Origin of the sequence: Pseudomonas asuensis (assembly GCF_014646755.1) — a bacterium.
GTDB lineage: Bacteria > Pseudomonadota > Gammaproteobacteria > Pseudomonadales > Pseudomonadaceae > Chryseomonas > Chryseomonas asuensis.
The window spans coordinates 352705-371220 of sequence record NZ_BMNW01000004.1 but is presented as its reverse complement, the minus strand read 5'-3'; the positions used below and the strand labels follow the sequence as shown (position 1 = coordinate 371220).

General features: G+C 54.6%; 16 protein-coding genes and 1 pseudogene. 8 read left to right on the top strand and 9 right to left on the bottom strand.

Annotated features, from left to right (window positions below):
• Positions 1 to 21: 21 nt before the first annotated feature.
• Positions 22 to 3672: a PAS domain S-box protein gene (locus IEX86_RS11245; protein WP_188866205.1), complete on the bottom strand. Its 3651-nt coding sequence runs from the start codon at positions 3670 to 3672 to the stop codon at positions 22 to 24.
• Positions 3673 to 3742: 70 nt separating this feature from the next.
• Positions 3743 to 4729: an NADPH:quinone reductase gene (locus tag IEX86_RS11240; RefSeq protein WP_188866204.1), complete on the bottom strand. Its 987-nt coding sequence runs from the start codon at positions 4727 to 4729 to the stop codon at positions 3743 to 3745.
• 132 nt (positions 4730 to 4861) lie between these two features.
• Between IEX86_RS11240 and hemF the strand changes: the two genes are divergently transcribed.
• Together hemF and aroE are read left to right on the top strand one after the other, a co-directional pair.
• Positions 4862 to 5776: an oxygen-dependent coproporphyrinogen oxidase gene (hemF, locus tag IEX86_RS11235; protein ID WP_188866203.1), complete on the top strand. Its 915-nt coding sequence runs from the start codon at positions 4862 to 4864 to the stop codon at positions 5774 to 5776.
• 33 nt (positions 5777 to 5809) lie between these two features.
• Entirely contained in the window at positions 5810 to 6634 is an 825-nt protein-coding gene (gene aroE / locus IEX86_RS11230; protein ID WP_188866202.1) for a shikimate dehydrogenase, read from the top strand.
• A gap of 405 nt (positions 6635 to 7039) precedes the next feature.
• Here the strand turns inward: aroE and IEX86_RS11225 are convergent, their stop codons facing one another.
• Entirely contained in the window at positions 7040 to 7465 is a 426-nt protein-coding gene (locus IEX86_RS11225; RefSeq protein ID WP_188866201.1) for an OsmC family protein, read from the bottom strand.
• 196 nt (positions 7466 to 7661) lie between these two features.
• On the opposite strand from IEX86_RS11225, the pseudogene IEX86_RS11220 reads away from it, so the two are divergent.
• The 3 genes and pseudogenes from IEX86_RS11220 to IEX86_RS11210 all read left to right on the top strand — a co-directional run bounded on the left by IEX86_RS11220 (position 7662) and on the right by IEX86_RS11210 (position 10243).
• Positions 7662 to 8642: pseudogene (locus IEX86_RS11220) on the top strand (aldo/keto reductase).
• Between the two features lie 171 nt (positions 8643 to 8813).
• Positions 8814 to 9248 (top strand): winged helix-turn-helix transcriptional regulator, encoded by a 435-nt coding sequence (locus IEX86_RS11215; protein WP_188866200.1) that lies wholly within the window; start codon positions 8814 to 8816, stop codon positions 9246 to 9248.
• Entirely contained in the window at positions 9245 to 10243 is a 999-nt protein-coding gene (locus IEX86_RS11210; protein WP_188866199.1) for an LLM class flavin-dependent oxidoreductase, read from the top strand. Before IEX86_RS11215 ends, IEX86_RS11210 begins: the two co-directional genes overlap by 4 nt.
• 115 nt (positions 10244 to 10358) lie before the next feature.
• On the opposite strand, the gene rfbD is transcribed toward IEX86_RS11210, so the two are convergent.
• The 3 genes from rfbD to IEX86_RS11195 form a co-directional block, all read right to left on the bottom strand.
• Positions 10359 to 11237, bottom strand: a complete 879-nt coding sequence (gene rfbD / locus IEX86_RS11205; RefSeq protein WP_188866198.1) for a dTDP-4-dehydrorhamnose reductase — start codon at positions 11235 to 11237, stop codon at positions 10359 to 10361.
• Positions 11238 to 11731: 494 nt separating this feature from the next.
• On the bottom strand, positions 11732 to 12376 hold the full coding sequence (locus tag IEX86_RS11200) for a 3-oxoacid CoA-transferase subunit B (RefSeq protein ID WP_188866197.1): 645 nt from the start codon (positions 12374 to 12376) through the stop codon (positions 11732 to 11734).
• On the bottom strand, positions 12376 to 13047 hold the full coding sequence (locus tag IEX86_RS11195) for a 3-oxoacid CoA-transferase subunit A (RefSeq protein WP_188866196.1): 672 nt from the start codon (positions 13045 to 13047) through the stop codon (positions 12376 to 12378). Before IEX86_RS11195 ends, IEX86_RS11200 begins: the two co-directional genes overlap by 1 nt.
• 521 nt (positions 13048 to 13568) lie before the next feature.
• Between IEX86_RS11195 and IEX86_RS11190 the strand changes: the two genes are divergently transcribed.
• Positions 13569 to 13862 (top strand): hypothetical protein, encoded by a 294-nt coding sequence (locus tag IEX86_RS11190; protein ID WP_188866195.1) that lies wholly within the window; start codon positions 13569 to 13571, stop codon positions 13860 to 13862.
• Positions 13863 to 13917: 55 nt separating this feature from the next.
• On the opposite strand, the gene IEX86_RS11185 is transcribed toward IEX86_RS11190, so the two are convergent.
• Positions 13918 to 14214 carry a hypothetical protein gene (locus IEX86_RS11185; protein ID WP_188866194.1) on the bottom strand — a complete coding sequence of 99 codons (297 nt, stop codon included), beginning with the start codon at positions 14212 to 14214 and terminating at the stop codon, positions 13918 to 13920.
• Positions 14215 to 14860: 646 nt separating this feature from the next.
• Between IEX86_RS11185 and IEX86_RS11180 the strand changes: the two genes are divergently transcribed.
• Positions 14861 to 15382 (top strand): hypothetical protein, encoded by a 522-nt coding sequence (locus tag IEX86_RS11180; protein ID WP_188866193.1) that lies wholly within the window; start codon positions 14861 to 14863, stop codon positions 15380 to 15382.
• Between the two features lie 22 nt (positions 15383 to 15404).
• On the opposite strand, the gene IEX86_RS11175 is transcribed toward IEX86_RS11180, so the two are convergent.
• Entirely contained in the window at positions 15405 to 16421 is a 1017-nt protein-coding gene (locus IEX86_RS11175) for a MerR family transcriptional regulator (protein WP_188866192.1), read from the bottom strand.
• Between the two features lie 146 nt (positions 16422 to 16567).
• On the opposite strand from IEX86_RS11175, the gene IEX86_RS11170 reads away from it, so the two are divergent.
• Positions 16568 to 17182: a CatB-related O-acetyltransferase gene (locus tag IEX86_RS11170; protein WP_188866191.1), complete on the top strand. Its 615-nt coding sequence runs from the start codon at positions 16568 to 16570 to the stop codon at positions 17180 to 17182.
• A gap of 50 nt (positions 17183 to 17232) precedes the next feature.
• Here the strand turns inward: IEX86_RS11170 and IEX86_RS11165 are convergent, their stop codons facing one another.
• Positions 17233 to 18462, bottom strand: a complete 1230-nt coding sequence (locus IEX86_RS11165; RefSeq protein ID WP_188866190.1) for a multidrug effflux MFS transporter — start codon at positions 18460 to 18462, stop codon at positions 17233 to 17235.
• Between the last annotated feature and the right edge of the window lie 54 nt (positions 18463 to 18516).

The window sequence follows — 18516 nt, the reverse complement described above, 5'->3', positions numbered from 1 at the left end:
GGAGTTTATCTGGGGCGACAGTCAATTAAGGGGTTCGTCGGCAAGTATATGGCGGACCCGGTTGGCCAGCTCATCAATGAGGAAGGGTTTACCAATAATAGCGGTGCCTTCTGCTAGATTACCTTTGGGTTGGACGGTTTCGCCCGCGTAACCAGTCATGAAGAGGATTTTCAGGGTGGGACGTGATGCCCGCGCTCGCTCGGCCAGTTGCGTGCCGCTCATGCCGGGAAGCCCCACATCGGTGATCAACAGATCCACTGGTGTATTGGATTCCAGGATAGCCAGAGCCTCATGGGCATGGTGAGTATCCTGTGCTGAATACCCTAGCTCATCGAGGACTTCGACGACCAGCAGACGAACAGCGGAATCATCCCCAACAACAAGAATGGATTCGCCATTTCCTGGAATTACAACAGATTCAATCTCGCCCTCGTCTATGACGTCTGCTTGAAGCGCCCGGGGAAAATACAGGGTGATCGTCGTGCCTTGCCCTACTTCGCTTTGCAGTGTGACGTGACCGCCAGACTGCTTTACAAAGCCATAGATCATCGACAAACCCAGGCCGGTGCCCTGCCCGATCGGTTTGGTGGTGAAGAACGGGTCAAAGGCTTTGGCTACCACCTCCGGGCTCATACCCGTGCCGCTGTCACGTACTGTCAATGTCACGTAATGGCCGGGATTTAAATCCCCTAGGGGATGGGCAGCCTCGTTGAAGAAGTGACCTGTCTTGAGCACGAGTGTGCCACCTTCAGGCATGGCATCTCGCGCATTGATCACCAGGTTCAACAGGGCGTTCTCCAACTGATTGGTATCGGACAGGGCGTGCCAGAGGTTGGGGTGCAGTTGAGTAATGATTTCGATGTGCTCGCCAAGGGTACGACGGACCAGATCCTCCAGCGAGGTAACCAGGTCATTTAGGTCGATAGGCTGGGGATCGAGCGTCTGGCGACGTGCAAAAGCCAGCAAGCGTTGCGTCAATGTGGCCGCGCGATGAGCCGAAACACTGGCGGCCTCCATATAACGCTCCAGCCCTTGAAGCTGCTGGTTGCCAATTCGGCGCTTCATGATTTCCAGTGAACCAATGATGCCAGTCAGCAGGTTATTGAAGTCATGGGCAATACCGCCGGTGAGTTGGCCGACAGCTTCCATTTTTTGGGACTGGCGCAGGGCTTCTTCGGTCTGTTTTAGCATCACCGCCGCTTCTACTTCAGCCGTGACATCCCGTGCAAAGACATAAACCTGTCCGTCTTTATCGGCAGTGGCCTTCCAATCGATCCAGTGCCACTCGCCGGAGCGGGCTCGGTAACGGCTACGAAGGCCATTAAGCGTCTCGCCTATAGTGAGTTGGCGGAAGTGTTGGGTGGGCGATGGATCGTCAGGATATTCCAGGCGGGAGGGCTCGAAGCCTAGCAGCTCTGCGGTGGACCAGCCTAATTGGCGCGTCCAGGCAGGATTAAGACTTTGCCAGCGGTCACCAGCGAATACGCCTAGCAGATCATCCGACAGTGCCCAGGTGCGGTCGCGTTCGGCGGTTCGCTGCGCAACACGCTGCTCCAGGGTCTCGTTCAGTTGACGCAAATGCTGTTCGGCCTGACGAATCTCAGTGATGTCAGTATGTACGCCTACCCATTCACAAATGATGCCTTCTTCGATAACCGGAATCGCCCGGACCGAAAAGATTCGCCATTTACCATTTTGACAGCGAACACGCTGTTCATCGTGGAACACCTTGCGTCCGCGCAAGGCAGCGCGCCATCGTTTGAGCGAGCGAGGCGCATCCTCGGGATGCAGGACACGTGTCCAGCCGGTGCCTTGGTACTCTGCATAGGTTTGGCCGGTCAGGGCGCTCCAGGCTGGCTGCTCGCCTATCATGCGACCCCTGGCATTGTTGGTCCACAGTACGCCCTGAACGGCATCAACTGCTGCACGAAAGCGCTGGTTGGACAAGTGCAGCGATGCCTCAACCTGCTTGCGTTGAGTAATGTCGACGACTACTGCACTCACGTATTGCGGAATGCCGTCTGAATCATGAGCTAGCGAGACGTGCAGGCTGGCCCAGACAGGGGAGCCGTCAGGGCGGATATAGCGTTTATCTAGTAAATAGGGCTCCCCTGTCTTGAACATCTGCTGAGTCAGCATCCAGCTGGTTTGCCGGTCTGCCTGATAGGTCAGCGCATCAACATTACTGCCGATCAATTCTTCTTCGGAGCGCCCCAGGATGTCGCAGTAGCGTCTATTGACGAGCACGATGGTGCCGTTGAGGTCCGTCTGACAAATGCCTACCGCGGCCTGATTGATCAGTGTGGACAGGCGGTTGGTACGATCCTGCAGGGTGGCTTCAGCCTGTAGCCGGTCTTCGATATCGATGGAGACAGTTACTGACGCAACAACCTCTCCTGCTGCATTACGAACAGGCGCGCTGGAGACCTCAAATGTGCGAATGGTCCCGTCTGCCCGACAATAAATCATGGGTTCCGGAGGGACAGGTTTTCCGTACGTGAGCGCCCGTACGGTAGGGTAATCCTGGACGGTATAAGGTCGGCCGTCGGGATGGATGGCCCCGAGATGCTCATAACGATGCAGATCCTCCCCTCCCGGCGTAATGCCAAGCTGGACCTGTATCTGCTTATTGAGCATCAGGGACCGCCCGGTCCCTGCCTCGGAGATGGAAATGCCCAGAGGCGCCTGCTCCAGCACACTGGTCAGCAATCCGCTTTCGAGCTGTAGCCGAGACTCGCTCTGGTGAAGCTGATCCTGGGCTCTTGCCTTCTCGATGGCAACCGAAGCGAACTGCGCCAACTGCACTACGATGGCCTCGTCTGCCTCGTCAAATTCACCCGTAAACTTGTCCGAAAGTTGGATCAGGCCTAAGTTAGCGCCCTTGTGGCTGATCAGCGGGACGGCCAGCCAGCCACGCATGGGTGGATGTTCGCTGGCATACGTACCAAAGCTTTTCCAGCGTATATGAGCTTCCATTTCAGCCTGGGTCATGCGCAGAGGCTGATTGGTTTCACAGACCATGGCATAGATGCCACTGCCGCTAGGAGGGGCATCAAGATGCCGCCACTGGGCATACTTTTCAGAGAGTGACACGCTGGTAATGGATTGGCTCCAATCCTCTCCCTGGGTCATGCTGACTACGGCCTGGTGCGCCCCTACGATCAGGCGGGCCTGCTCGGTAATAGCGTCTAGGGTCGTTTTCATATTGGGCGCTGAGGCAATCGTCCGGGTGGCTTCGGCCAGCGCCTTGAGCTGAGTCACGCGACGACTGAGCACATCTGTCAGGCGGTCACGGTCACGTTCGGCATACAAGGATTGGGTCCGATCTCGTAGGGTCAGCAGAAAGCCGAGATGAATGCCCTCTTTCGCCAGAGGTACGGTACGTGCGCTTCCCCAGAACCGCGTGCCATCGCGGCGTACATACCAGCGCTCGCTATTCACATGGCCTTTCGTTCGGGCTGATTGCCGCTCCTGATGAAGGATAGGGCTTACAAGGTCTTCGGAATTAAGCAGGATTTCAGCAGACTGACCAATAGCCTCGGCCTCGGTCCAGCCGAATAACGTCTGGGCGCCTGCATTCCAGCTGGTCAGTCGCCCTTCCAGGTCCGTGGTAATGATGGCGTAATCCGTAGCGCTGTCGAGTATCGCAGCGAGAAGGGCTTGATGAGGCATACGATCGACACAGGCTCCAAATCAGCGGTACTACAGAGGAGACAAGCGAGGCTTGCCTCCTTTCCTGCACTTATGACCGCTCTAGTATCAGAACGGTCGACCCCGTTGTCTCCCTGCCAGTCAGCGCACGGTGCGCCTGAGCGGCTTCGGATAGCGGATAGCGTTGGTTGATCTCGATCTTGAGCGTACCGCTGGCGACCAAGCCAAAAAGTTCGTCTGCCATGGATTGCAGCCATTCCGGCGTATCGGCATAACCTGCCAGGGATGGACGTGTGACAAATAGCGAACCTTTCTGGTTCAGGATCGCAAGGTTGACGCCTGTCACAGCCCCGGATGAATTACCAAAACTGACCATCAGGCCTCGCGGCGAGACGCAGTCCAGTGAGGCCTCCCAGGTGTCTTTGCCTACGCTGTCGTAGACGACGGGACATTTCTTGCCATCGGTCAACTCAAGGACTCGCTTGGCGATGTCTTCCTCCTTGTAATTGATCGTTTCCCATGCGCCCAGGCGGCGAGCATGCTCGGCCTTGGCCGCAGAACCCACTGTACCGATCAGGCGTACGCCTAATGACTTGGCCCATTGGCAGGCCAGGGAGCCAACCCCACCGGCTGCCGCATGAAACAGGATGGTTTCACCTGCTTCGACACGATAGGTCTGGCGTAGTAGATATTGAACGGTCAATCCCTTAAGCATGACCGCAGCGGCCTGCTCGAAGCTGACACTGGCAGGCAGATGCACCAGGCTACGTTCCGGCAGGGTATGGACCTCGGCATAAGCGCCCAGTGGGCCGGTAGCATAGGCAATTCGATCACCTACCTTGAAGCGGGTTACGCTGCTACCGATGGCCTCGACGATGCCCGCGCCTTCACTCCCCAGCCCGGACGGCAGGGTGCTGAGAGGATACAAACCGCCCCGGTAGTAGGTATCGATAAAGTTGAGCCCAATGGCTTCGTTGCGGACACGTACCTCGTTCGGCCCTGGTTCGGCAGGCGTAAAATCGACATATTCGAGCACTTCCGGGCCGCCGGTGCGGCTGAACTGGATACGTTTTGCCATGGGAGTTTCCTTATAAGAATAGTGGCTGAGCCCTAATCCAATCCCTTGCGAAGGCCTTCGTCAACCGGGAAAGCGCCCTCCAATGGTATGATCCATGACTTTCTTTACCCTGCCCTACTCCAGGTGATGACCGTGAATGACCGAATCGAAGCCGTAAAGGCATACCTGCTCGATCTACAGGATCGCATCTGTCAGACCTTGGAAGCTGAGGACGGCCGGGCCCGCTTCATGGAAGAGGCCTGGACCCGCCCCACCGGTGGCGGTGGTCGTACACGCGTGATCGGCGATGGCGCTGTGATCGAAAAGGGAGGTGTGAATTTCTCCCATGTACATGGCGATAGCATGCCGCCTTCCGCCAGCGCCCATCGACCTGAACTGGCGGGCCGTAGCTTCGAAGCCATGGGTGTCTCACTGGTGATCCACCCGGAAAATCCGAATGTGCCTACCTCCCATGCCAATGTGCGTTTCTTCATTGCCGAAAAAGACGGCGAAGAACCGGTCTGGTGGTTTGGCGGCGGTCTGGATTTGACGCCTTATTATGGTAACGAGGAAGACTGCATTCACTGGCATCGGGTAGCACGGGATGCCTGCGCGCCGTTTGGTGAGGATGTCTATCCACGTTACAAGGCCTGGTGTGATCGTTACTTCCAGATCAAGCATCGGAACGAGCCGCGCGGCATTGGCGGTCTGTTCTTTGATGACTTGAACGAATGGGACTTCGAGACCAGTTTTGCCTTCATCAGGGCTATTGGCGATGCCTATCTGACTGCCTACCTACCCATCGTGCAGCGTCGTCGTAACGAGCCCTTCACGGAAGCGCAGCGCGAATTCCAGGCGTACCGCCGTGGTCGCTATGTCGAGTTCAACCTGGTATATGACCGGGGCACACTCTTCGGTCTACAGTCAGGCGGCCGTACCGAGTCGATCCTGATGTCCCTGCCGCCCGTTGTGCGCTGGGGTTACGACTGGAAGCCAGAGCCTGGCAGCGCAGAAGCGCGATTGACGGAGTTCTTCCTGACTGACCGTGACTGGCTGGCCAATACCTGATACTCCTTTATTGATCTTGCCCAAGGATATTCCATGGACCGTTACGCCGTCATTGGTAACCCCGTTGCCCATAGCAAGTCGCCTGCTATCCATAGCCGTTTTGCCGAGCAAGTAGGTCAAGCGATGCGATATGACACATGGCTTGCGCCGCTTGGCGAATTCGAGCGTAGCGCGCGCGAGTTCTTTACCGAGGCAGCAGGCGCCAACGTAACGGTTCCATTTAAAGAAGATGCCTTTCGATTCGCTGATGAACTGACGGAGCGTGCCCGGCGTGCCGGTGCAGTAAATACGCTGAAGAAGCGGGAAGATGGCACTTTGTTAGGCGATAACACAGACGGTGCCGGGCTGGTCCGTGATCTGACAGTGAATGCAGGTCTCTCTCTGACCGATAAGCGCATTCTTATTCTCGGCGCTGGCGGTGCAGTGCGCGGTGTATTGGAACCTATTCTGGCCGAGCGTCCTGCCGCGTTGGTTATCGCCAACCGTACTGAGAGCAAGGCCTTACAACTGGCGCGGGAGTTTGCATCGCTAGGAGCTATTGAGGCAGCAGCTTTCAGTCTTCAAACCGAGCCGTTCGACCTTATCATCAATGGCACGGCCGCCAGTCTTTCGGGTGACGTGCCTCCGATCTCGCCTGCGTTGATCCGCGCCGGTATAACGGTCACGTACGACATGATGTACAGCAAAGAGCCGACGCCTTTCTGTCGGTGGTCGAGTGCTCACGGTGCAACTCAAGTACTGGACGGCCTGGGCATGTTGGTCGAGCAGGCTGCCGAAGCGTTCTACCTCTGGCGTGGTGTACGACCGGAGAGTGCTCCCGTGCTGGCTGAACTCCGGCAGCAGTTGGCAGGGTCTTAAAGCTCATCTGTGTTTAGACAAAGGCATGTACCTATACGGTAGTCTGCCCTTTTCAGGCGACTGGATGCTGGTCTAAACAGGGAATCACAAATGGCTTTAAAGGGCTGTGGATAAGGTTATCTATTATTGAGCAAATGGATATTTATCCAACCCAGATAAATCCTAGCAAGACTGTATACAGGTAAGAATAGAGATAACGGCTTGGGCTACTAAAGATAATCCGCCAGCAGAGCTAAGCACGATGTATCCGAAGCCGCAAAATGCGCTTGTGGATAAAAGTAGATATTTACCGGGAGCGTTAAAAGAATCCACAGATCCCTGTTGCTGGGTTCAATGTGCAAAGCAGGCATAAACCTTAGGAATACTCAGTACCTGGGGATAACAGCCAGGCACTGAGTTGGAACGTCAGTTCAGCAGTGTTGCATCCAGGCTGATCTTGGCATTCAGTACCTTCGATACCGGGCAGCCTTCCTTCGCCTTGTTGGCGATTGTCTGGAACTGCTCATTGTCGATACCCGGGATCTTGGCCGACATGGTCAGATCGATTGAAGTGATTTCAAAGCCTTCGCCAACCTTGTCCAGTGTAACCGCGGCCTTGGTCTCGATACGCTCGGCCGTGAAGTTCTCCATGCCTAGCATCATGGAAAATGCCATGGAGAAGCAGCCCGCATGTGCTGCGCCGATCAGCTCTTCCGGATTTGTGCCGGGCTGTTCTTCGAAGCGGGTATTAAAGCCGTAAGGATTTTCCTTCAGCGCGCCACTGCCAGTGGAAATCGTACCTTTACCGTCCTTTAAACCACCTTGCCATACAGCAGATGCTGTCTTTTTCATGGTTTTTCTCCTGTGGGTTGACTCAAGTTATATGTGAAATCGGATGGTGGGCAAAGTTCGTCGGGGGTGCGGCGAAAGGTAAGGCGTACAGGTGGTGTTCATCAGGGTAAGGTAAAAAGGCCGGAGCAAATGGCCAGGGTTGTGGTCAGCCTATGACCTGCTCTTTCTCCGCCTCGATCTATCTAAAGGAGTCGTCATGGACTATAAAAACCTCGGGTCTACGGGCCTGAAAATCTCCCCGCTGTGTCTGGGCTGCATGACTTACGGCGTGCCTGAGCGTGGCAATCATCCGTGGACGATGGGCGAAGAAGAGAGTCGCCCGCTGCTTAAGAAAGCCCTCGACATGGGTATCAATTTCTTTGATACCGCGAATGCCTATTCCGATGGCACCAGTGAAGAAATCGTCGGCAGCGCGTTGAAGGACTTTGCCCAGCGTGACGAGATCGTGCTGGCAACCAAGGTTTATTTCCCGATGCGCAACAAGCCCAACGTCGGTGGTCTGTCGCGTAAGGCGATTTTTGCCAGCATCGATGCCAGCCTCAAGCGCCTGGGTACTGACTATGTAGACCTGTACCAGATCCATCGGTGGGATTACGAAACACCCATCGAGGAGACCATGGAGGCGCTGCATGATGTAGTGAAGGCCGGTAAGGCGCTGCACATTGGTGCGTCCAGCATGTATGCCTAGCAGTTTGCCAAAGCCTTGCATGTGGCCGACCGTAACGGCTGGACCCGTTTCGTCACTATGCAGAATTACGTGAACCTGCTGTACCGTGAAGAAGAGCGTGAAATGCTGCCGCTCTGCCATGATGAAGGTATTGGGGTGATTCCCTGGAGCCCCATGGCGCGCGGGCGGTTGACTCGTGACTGGGACGCCAGCAGCGCACGGGTTGAGAGCGACGAGTTTGGCAAGAGCCTTTATGCGAACACAGCGGATGCGGATCGCCGCGTGGTGGAGCGTGTCGCCGAGATCGCTCATGAGCGCGGTGTGCCTCGAGCGCAGGTGGCATTGGCTTGGGTACTACAAAAGCCCGGCATCAGCGCACCAATCATTGGTGCCTCCAAGCCGCAGCATTTGGAGGACGCCGTTGCTGCGCTCTCGCTTAGGCTGACAGCAGAAGAAATTGCCCGCCTTGAGGAGCCTTATGTTCCTCACGCTGTAGTCGGCTTTGCCTGATCATTGTCTTTCCGGTATGGCTTTTGCCATGCCGGGTTCCTCCCCTATCGTAACGTCTGATTGACTCATCCTATCTACGCTATAGTCACTAAGAATACCTAGGTTACTTTTAATAACTCCCTTAGGGGCGTACAGTGAACTCATAATGTAAGCATCATCAGCGAGGTTGCCATGGACGATTCGAACAAGTCCGCTACTGGGCGCCGACGACTGAAAAACCACGACTGCCCCATTCGTGATGTGTTGGACCGTGTAGGCGATGCCTGGTCAGTGCTGGCTGTTTTCAAGCTGGATAACGGGCCGCTGCGTTTCAATGAGCTCAGACGTCAGATTGAGGGAATTTCCCAACGGATGCTGACTGTCACTTTGCGCAATCTGGAGCGCGATGGACTCATTACCCGAACGGTTATTCCATCCACGCCGCCTCAGGTGGAGTACGGCCTGACCGAAATCGGGCAAAGCCTGGTTATTCCTATTCGAGCATTGGCTGATTGGGCCGCTCAGTCGCAGCCGCTTATTCAACAGGCGCGCGATACTTATGATCTGGCCGCGCGGCAGCGCCACGTTGAAGAGCCTGCTGCAGCTAACGAGGAGATTTCTGCATGACCCAACTCAAAGACACCGCTATTTCCGTTCTGGATCTGGCACCGGTACGAGATGATGGCACTGCTGCGCAAGCCTTGCACAACTCGTTAGATCTCGCGCGCCATGCAGAACGGCTGGGTTATAACCGGTTCTGGGTGGCTGAACACCACAACATGGACGGTATTGCCAGCTCCGCTACTGCCGTGTTGCTCGGTTATTTGGCAGGCGGTACATCCACAATCCGGATTGGCTCTGGTGGCATCATGTTGCCCAACCACGCCCCGCTGGTTGTCGCCGAGCAGTTCGGTACGCTGAATGCCTTGTATCCAGGCCGTATCGATCTGGGACTTGGCCGTGCGCCCGGGTCAGATCAGATGACAGCTCACGCGTTGCGCCGCGACCGTTTGGGAAGTGCTGATGATTTCCCTTCTGATGTAGAAGAGCTGCAATACTTCCTTGGCCCTCGGCAAGAGGGGCAAAAAGTGATTGCCATGCCGGGTGTCGACAGTGGCATACCTGTCTGGTTGCTAGGCTCAAGCCTTTTCAGTGCACAGCTGGCGGCAGCCAAAGGCTTGCCATATGCCTTTGCGTCCCACTTTGCACCACGCTACATGCATGAGGCTATTCGTCTGTACCGCGAGAACTTCCGCCCTTCTGAAGTGCTGGATAAACCCTATGTCATGCTGGGTGTACCGTTAGTAGCGGCAGACAGTGACGAAGAAGCGAATTACTTGGCAAGTACCGTTTACCTGCGTGTTCTGGCGCTGATGCGTGGCCAGAGCCTGGTGCTCCGTCCGCCTGTTCGTAACATGAGCCCGGAGTGGTTACCTCATGAAAGGGACGCAGTGATGAACATGCTTGGCATGGCTATTATTGGTGGCCCTGAAAAGGTTCGCGAGCGTATTGATCTGTTGCTTGAAAAGACCGATGCGGATGAGCTGATCTTTACCTGCGACGTATACGAACATGCCGACCGACTCAGGTCGTATCAACTTCTGTCCGAGCTTAAAGGCTGAAATAAAGGGCGCTACGGCGCCCTTTATTGATATGAAGATTTAGTGAATCGTGATATCACTGCCTCTGAAAAGAGCTATCAATAAAGTATTACATTGATACTAATTATCTGAGGTTTTACTGGTCTGCAAAGTTTTGCTGCCAGAAGTGTTCAAATGCATCTTTCCACTCAGGTAGTTGTACATCCCAGTTGGCCTGAATGCTTGAACAGTCCAATCGTGAATTTGCCGGGCGTTTCGCCGGAGTCGGATATTCACGTGTTGGAATGGGATAAAGCCGGGCACGTAATTTACCCTGCTCTTCAAGTTTATGAGCAATCGCTTTGGTAAAGCCAAACCACGATGTTTTGCCGGTCGAAGTAAGGTGGTAAATCCCCCAGGGGCCGGGATTATTTGCGGTAATGCGCCTCACGAGGTGTGCAGTAGCTGAGGCAATCGTATCGGACCATGTTGGTATACCAATCTGATCATCCACAACACGTAGCTCATCTTTTTCCTGCAACAAGCGGTGCATGGTGAGAACGAAGTTGTTTCCGTCCTGGGAATAAACCCAACTGGTTCGCAAGATCAGGTATTTACCGCCTACCGCCTGGACTGCCTTTTCGCCAGCAAGCTTGCTTTTGCCATACACACTGGAGGGATGGGTAGCGTCATCTTCTCGATAAGGCTCACGCTTATCACCATCGAAGACATAGTCAGTGGAGTAGTGAATAAACGGAATGTCTCGCGCTGCCGCTTCTTCTGCCAGAATTCGCGGGGCTTCGGCGTTTACCTTGAAGGCCATATCGACCTCCGTCTCAGCCTTGTCTACGGCGGTATAGGCAGCAGCATTGATGATCAGGTCTGGCTGTACACGTCGAACGGTTTCACGAATGGCCTCTTCGTTTGCAAGATCCATTGCATCACGGCCAAGGACAAGCAGTTCATAATCGTCTTTAAGGTTTCTTTGCAACGCCTGAGAGACTTGACCGCTTCGACCTGTAATTAAGACTTTCATATTTCTCCAGCCTGATCGACCGCCGTTAATCAGCATGTAATGTACTAATCAATTACGGGTTCGATAGTAGTTGGTTTAATAATGAGCTAATGGTGCTCCATTATCTCCAACGTTAATCATCATGATGATAGCTATGTTGAGCGCATTCCAAAGTTAAACAAAACTTTAAACAAAGCGAAAAACATAGAGCGCCGCAGTTTATAAAAAACCAAGGCAATAGCATGCCTGCCTATACGGGCAAGGCCAGAGGCGGGATGGAGCGCTATGGCGGCGTGAGCAGCCAGGAAAAGGCGTTAGTCATAAAACGTGCCAATAACAGCGTGTCTAGTCGGCGAACACTAACACACCTTTGTGACGCTTTGTCAGCAAAGTTGTTTCAAGCAAGACAAGCGCAGACGAGTATTTTTGAAAGGCCATGACGTTGGCAGAAGAGGCGGACCTGGTACCATGCGGTTTGTGAGATCTATGGCAGGGCCGCGCTCTTCGGGTAACTATCAGGCAGGCTTTTGTACCAGCGCAAGGCCGGTCATTTCCTTGAGGCTATCCAGCGACAGGCCTTCGACAAGTTCACTTACGTACACCTTGCCGTCAGCAATATCGAAGATTGCAAGGTTGGTATAGACGCGTGATACGCAGCCCACGCCAGTCAATGGATACGTGCAATGCTCAACCAGCTTGCTCTGCCCGCTTTTTGTCAGAAGATCCATCATGACAAAAACCTGCTTGGCACCAATAGCAAGGTCCATGGCGCCCCCTACAGCAGGAATGGCATCAGGCTCGCCGGTATGCCAGTTGGCCAGATCGCCTTTGGCAGATACTTGAAAGGCACCTAGCACACAGATATCCAGGTGGCCGCCGCGCATCATGGCAAACGAATCTGCATGGTGGAAAAAGGCGCCACCCGGCAGTAGCGTGACAGGCTGTTTACCCGCGTTGATCAGGTCAGGGTCTTCCTGGCCCTCCCCCGGTGCCGGGCCCATGCCGAGGATGCCATTTTCGCTATGGAGGAAGATTTCACGATCAGCGGGTAAATGATTGGCCACCATGGTGGGCAGTCCAATTCCCAGGTTGACATAGGCCCCCTCGGGGATGTCTTGAGCGACTCGGGCTGCGATCTGATTGCGATTGAGTCTGTTCATTACTGATCTCCTGAAACACGGACAACGCGTTGCACGAAAATGCCTGGCGTAACGATGACTTCAGGGTCGATCTCGCCCAGCTCTACGATTTCACGCGTCTGCACAAGGGTCGTCTTCGCAGCGGTTGCCATGATGGGCCCAAAATTACGTGCTGCCTTGCGATAAGTCAGATTACCCCACCGGTCGGCACGGTCGGCGCGAATCAGGGCAAAGTCGGCATGGATGGGATACTGAATGACATAGTGCTTGCCGTTGATCTCTCGTGTTTCCACGCCTTCTGCCAGAATGGTGCCGTAACTGGTCGGCGTGAAAAAGGCACCGATACCGGCACCGGCGGCGCGGATACGCTCGGCCAGATTACCCTGCGGGACCAGCTCCAGCTCAATCTTGCCGGCACGGTAGAGCTCGTCGAATACATGAGAATCTGTCTGGCGTGGAAACGAACAGATAATTTTGCGAACCTGGCCTGCCTTAAGTAGTGCTGCCAGACCCGTATCGCCATTGCCTGCATTGTTATTGATGATGGTCAGGTCTTTCGCGCCTTGAGCAATCAGGGCATCAATCAGCTCTGAAGGCTGCCCGGAAGGGCCGAATCCGCCAATCATCACCGTCGCGCCATCGTGAATATCTTCCACAGCCTGGCTCAGGCTCTCGACAATTTTATTGATCATTGTATGTCCTCATTCAAGGGCCTCGGCAGTATGCATACATCGTCCGAGGAGATAGGCCGCATGAGTCGAGCATATGCGATTGCATCCCTTGAAAAAGGTCTAGATGTCCGATAATCGGACACAAAACGCTTCACCTGTGCGTTTATCGACCGAGACACCTCCCTTGTGCATTCCCAGGCGTGAATTCAAGAAGGGAAATCCGTCGATTTATAGCGTTATGAAAGAATTAATAGACGCAAAACCGGTCAAGGTTATAACTTGAATAAACGCACTGATGGCAAAAGGCCTTGCGTCAAGAGTTAGTGAGTATGCTAACTAAATATTTGTGTGCTCTGATTCACGTTGTGCTGTAGAAGTCTGAATCATTCCTGAACACGAGAGAATCGTTTAAGCAAAAAGCATTGTGATCCCGACGTTTCCTTTTACTGTGTCGACTTATTGTAGAAGCCACAGGAAATTCGGCTTCGCGTTAACGCTATTAACTTAAGGGATTTGAATGAATATTCTTCAGGAAATACTGAATGAGCTATCTTCACTCCGCGTCCAGCGTTGGACGTTTCGTACCCAAAGAGCAGCATGTCTTTTGGGGTGAACGAGTCAGCGAGTTGCTGCAGATCGTTGCGATCAATCACGGCTTTGATTTGATGCGCCTTGGCGCAAGCGAGGCTTATCGCCTCAAGGGCTTTCTGGATACGCTCGAACAGAGTGATTATTCGGAACTGGCTGACTGGAATAACAGGGTATTTGCCTGTACACGTCTTACCTGCCGGGTCGAACTTGAAAAGTACATGCTCGAAGGCATGCCCAAGTCCTAATACCCCTTCCTTTCCCAGGCTGGCTGTCCGCCTTGTATGACAGCCTGACCATCTATTACGAAACAACTTCCTCTTCAGCCGATGCAGGCTTGGTCAGGCGCATCGAGGTCAGGTATAGCGAAAATACCAGGACAAAGGCGCCTAGCAGGAAGCCAATATAAGGAATCCTGAACGCGATCAACAGGGCGACAGCAGCACCGCTGGCAGCAGCAGGAATAGCTCTGAAAATATCGAGCTTCAAGGTAAAGGGCTTTCCACATTTGGGACACAATCGGCTTCCATCCGACTCAGGCGGACCGATGAGTGCAGCGTGGAAGGCGCTGATGCTTTGTTTGCAGTGAGGGCATTTCATGCTGAATTCCTTTTCAAGCAGTCAGGCAGTTTGATTACATGCTGAAATCCTACGCGGACGCTGAACAAAATGAAAAGCTGTAGCGCAGGCCTGTGAGCAAGTTCATGCAAATGAGCATGAGTTTATGTTAGGCCATGAGCAGGTACGTTGAATGTAGGGCTCATTGTCGATTGAGTATGACCTGCTGATAGCATGACAGTTTCGAGTCTTGCCCGTGTTCAACCTGGGTCGACTCTGCGCTCAGGCAACTGTGTCCCTGTGCTATACGAAGTAGCGCAGCGTGTTGCGGGGGTGATGACGTGGCCTTTCGTCTGAAACATTGATTTGACATTGGGCCTGCGGTGCCGTTCCCAGATAGGCCATCTTCGTTTCAAAGATCAAACCGTTTTTATCCGGGATGTAGTCGCTAGAGGCTATCCAGCGCGGCGGCTTTAGCAGGACCGTTTCGTTAGGTTATCTACCAGCAAGTTTGCTGCCTCTCTTATGAGCGTGTCCAACAGACGAAATGCTCTCACCAGCCCTTCCGCCTTGTTGCAGAATCCCAGACAGGTAGATGAGCCTTCTCCCCTCCGGCAGCGCTGTCTGCCTGGACCGACGGGCCTGGCTAACCGGGCCGTAAGCACAATAAATAAAAAGGGTGGTAGCGATGGAGCACATTCTCAAAGCAGCCTTCGGCTGTCCAAGCGAAGCCGAGCATGTCCGACATGAGTTGATCGCAAAAGGTGTAGCCGGTCGGCATATCTCAGTTTCAACTCCTCAAAATGAGGCGGCGGGTTCTTCTATAGGCTCTCTAGGTGAGCGAATCAGCCATTTCTTTTGTTCACTTTTTGACCTGGCCGATGATGAGCCTCCGCGTGAGGCCATTACCCATCACTCGACTGTCTTGACAGTCACGCTTACTGAGCACCAGCAGCAAGCCGTAGTCGAGGCCGTACTGGCACAGAACGGAACAATGAATTTTCATGCCCTGACGGGTGACTATGCCATCTCCAGTCACTATCCCTGCTCGACCTGTACGCTCGGCATGGGCTCCTTTGCGTTGGCTAGTCGGGTGCCACAGGAGGCGACAGGCAGCCGGTTTGTACCGACCCAGGCGGAAGAAGAGGCCTGGCTGAACAAGCCTCCGCTGGAGCTGCCCTCGTTGTCCTTGTCATTTGCCAAACCCTGATCACAGGATCAGGGTGGCTGGACTAGGCAGGCCGTGCTGCCATAGCCTGACCGAGATAGCGCTGAATATCGTCTGTCATCCAGGTGCCTTCAGCCAGTTGCGGCTCGCAGGCATGAGCCTGACGCAATTTTTGGTGGGTCTCGGGGTTCGTGCCTGCATAAGCGGTAAACAACGTGATCCAGCGTTGCGCCAGCTCCAACGCTTCTGGAGAGTCTGGCGGCAATCCGTTATCCATGATGCGGCGTAGATCGGCCAGAAGCGGCAGCCATTTAGGGATCTGCTCCGCATAGTTCGCCTGCATGAAGGTGAACTCTTCGGGCGTGAGATACCGCTCATAGAGCGCAAGCTTGCTGGCCGTAAAGGCCTTCAGGATAAAGCGGGTCATCTCGGGGGTGACCCCCGTCTGTTCCTGTAGAGGGGCCGTGCGGCTGAACAGCTCGTTGAGTCGCACGGCCAGAGCCGGATTGGTTGATGTATTGTGCTCCAGGAGCGTCATCCAGCGCCGTGCCAGCGACTGCGCTTGAGCTGACTCAGGAGGCAGCCCTTGCTGGAGGAGCTGATGGGCTTCCCTCACCAGCGCGTGCCAAACCTGCTGGTTGGCGGCGGTGTAGAAAGGCAGATCATTCAGGTCTTCAGGGGCGAAATGCTGTTCGTACATGGTCATCAATTCCAGGGTTTTCAACCAGTCGGCCAGGTCAGGCTCCTTTCCTTCATTAAGTTGGCGATGCAGGTCTGCCAGGCGATTACGCAGATTCGTCTGCCGGGTAATCTGCCGGTCCAGCAGGCGGATCTGCTGCTCGGTGATGGTCAGGAGCGCAACGTCTGGCTGCGTCAGAAGGGTTCCGATCTCGGCCAGCGAGAGGCCCATGCCACGCAGGGCCTGGATCTGGTGCAGCCGGGCGATATCGGCCCGGTTGTACAGTCGGTATCCGGCATCGGAGCGCGTGGAAGGTGTCAGCAGGCCGATGCTGTCGTAATGGTGAAGAGTTCGAATCGTAAGACCCGATTGCTTGGCCAGTTCACCCACTTTCAATAGCATCGAATTGCTCCTTTCTCTCACGTGCGGAATTGATCCTGAGGCCTCACGTTACGATAGGGTCAAGTGCAATTGCATGCGTCATTGGGATCAGACAGACATGCGACAATAATGCGCTAGGATCTGGCCGTACCGTATAGGAGTAGGTAATGGGGTTTTTTGAAAAACTGCGCAGCCGATCGGCTAGAAAAGCGATTCGAAGATTGCCTAAATTGCATCGAGAAACCGCTAAGCTCAGGGAGCTATACCCGAGCTACACCATAGGCACAGGTACCTATGGTGGTTTAACCGTTAGTGATTGGCACGAAGGCTCGACCCTGATGATTGGCTCTTACACCTCCATTGCCGCTAATGTTCAGATATTTCTAGGGGGTCATCATCGTATCGATTGGATCAGTTGTTACCCGTTTCCTGCGATGCTTGATGAGGCTGCGCATATTACCGACTACGGCGGTACTAACGGTGATGTGGTCATTGGCAGTGATGTCTGGCTTTGTTCAAATGCCATGATCCTGTCAGGGGTTAGTATCGGACACGGGGCTGTTGTTGCAGCTGGGGCGTTAGTGACGAAGGATGTAGCCCCTTATGAGGTGGTGGGCGGGAACCCGGCGCGCCATTTGAAGTGGAGATTTCCTGAAGCAGTTAGGGCGCAGCTTTTGGAGTCTTGTTGGTGGGACTGGCCAGAAGAAGAGATACGCAAGGTATCTCCGCTGTTATGTTCGAAAGATATTGATGCTTTCTTATCGTACTGCCAGTCCCGTTAAGCCTGTTGGCTCATGACGAGAAAACGTGCCAAACGAATAACTTTGTAAGGCTACGCTTTGGGCACGGGAGCTGGTTTATTCCTGTTGGCCAGGAATCCAACCAGCGCCCAGCCCAGGCCGCTCACAACGACGCCAATGGATAGCGCCACGGCCAGACGAAATGCGCTGCCGTATACCAAGGGGGCAAGCCAGCCGCTGACAACTGAGAAGAAGATCATCTGGACAAACCCTAATACCGAAGCCGCGGTGCCGGAAAGCTCCGGTACGCGCTCGAGGATTCGCAAGGTCATAGTGGGTATGCCCAGTGAAAGGCCAAAGACAAACAGCCCGTGCGGGATAACGGCCGCGTAGACGTTCAAGTCGGTAGCAAGCCCGGTGTAGGTCAGGTTGATCAGGCAGCTCAGCCCAAGCATGAGGTAGGCAAAACCAATCAGGCGGCCGGACGGTAGCTGTGAGGAAAGCCGGGCTGCCAGAAAGGAGCCGCTGGTCAAACCAATCACGATGGGAATGAACAGATAACCAAAGTCGGTCTCAGCCAGCCCCAGGACATGGGTGACGAAGTCAGGGGCAGCGCCTATCAGAAAGGCGAAGCCGCCAAACAGCGCGCCGAATACTACCGCTCGGGCCATGAACTGCCCGTCCCGTATCACTCGCCCGTAATTACGCGACAGGACGCTTAAGTCGAATGCCTGCCTACGCTCCGGTGACAGGGTTTCCGGCATGAAAAACGCACAAAGCGAAGCACTGAAAACAGCAAGGCCGGCCAGGAAAAAGAAGACGCCTCGCCAACCGGTGTGTTCTGACAAATAGCCACCAATGATAGGCGCGAACGCTGGAGACACGCTAAATACCATGATGATGTAGGACATGGTCTTTTGGGCCACTGGCCCCTTATAACAGTCCGTTACGATGGCCTGTCCCACGACCATGCCTGCACCGGCAGATAGTCCCTGGCAGATACGGCCTGCGAGCAGCCAGTCAAAGCTGGGGCCGAGCGCAGCAACCAGCGAGCCGGCGATGTAGACCACCAGTGCCGTCAGGATGACACGACGGCGGCCGAACGAGTCGGACAGGGTGCCATGAAGCAGGGTCATGAATGCAAAGGCCAGCATGTACAGCCCGAGCGTTAATTGGGTCTTTTCCGGGGTCAGCTGAAAGTCACGGCCAATGGCGCCAAAGGCTGGCAGGTAGGCATCGATCGACATGGGGCCGATACAAGCCAGCGCGCCGAGGATCAGCACCATCACGGGATAGCGTGGAATCGTAGTGGTCGTTTGCAAGGAAGATAACCTGTCACGGGCCGAAGGTGGCCCGCATCAAACAAGGAAAACGCC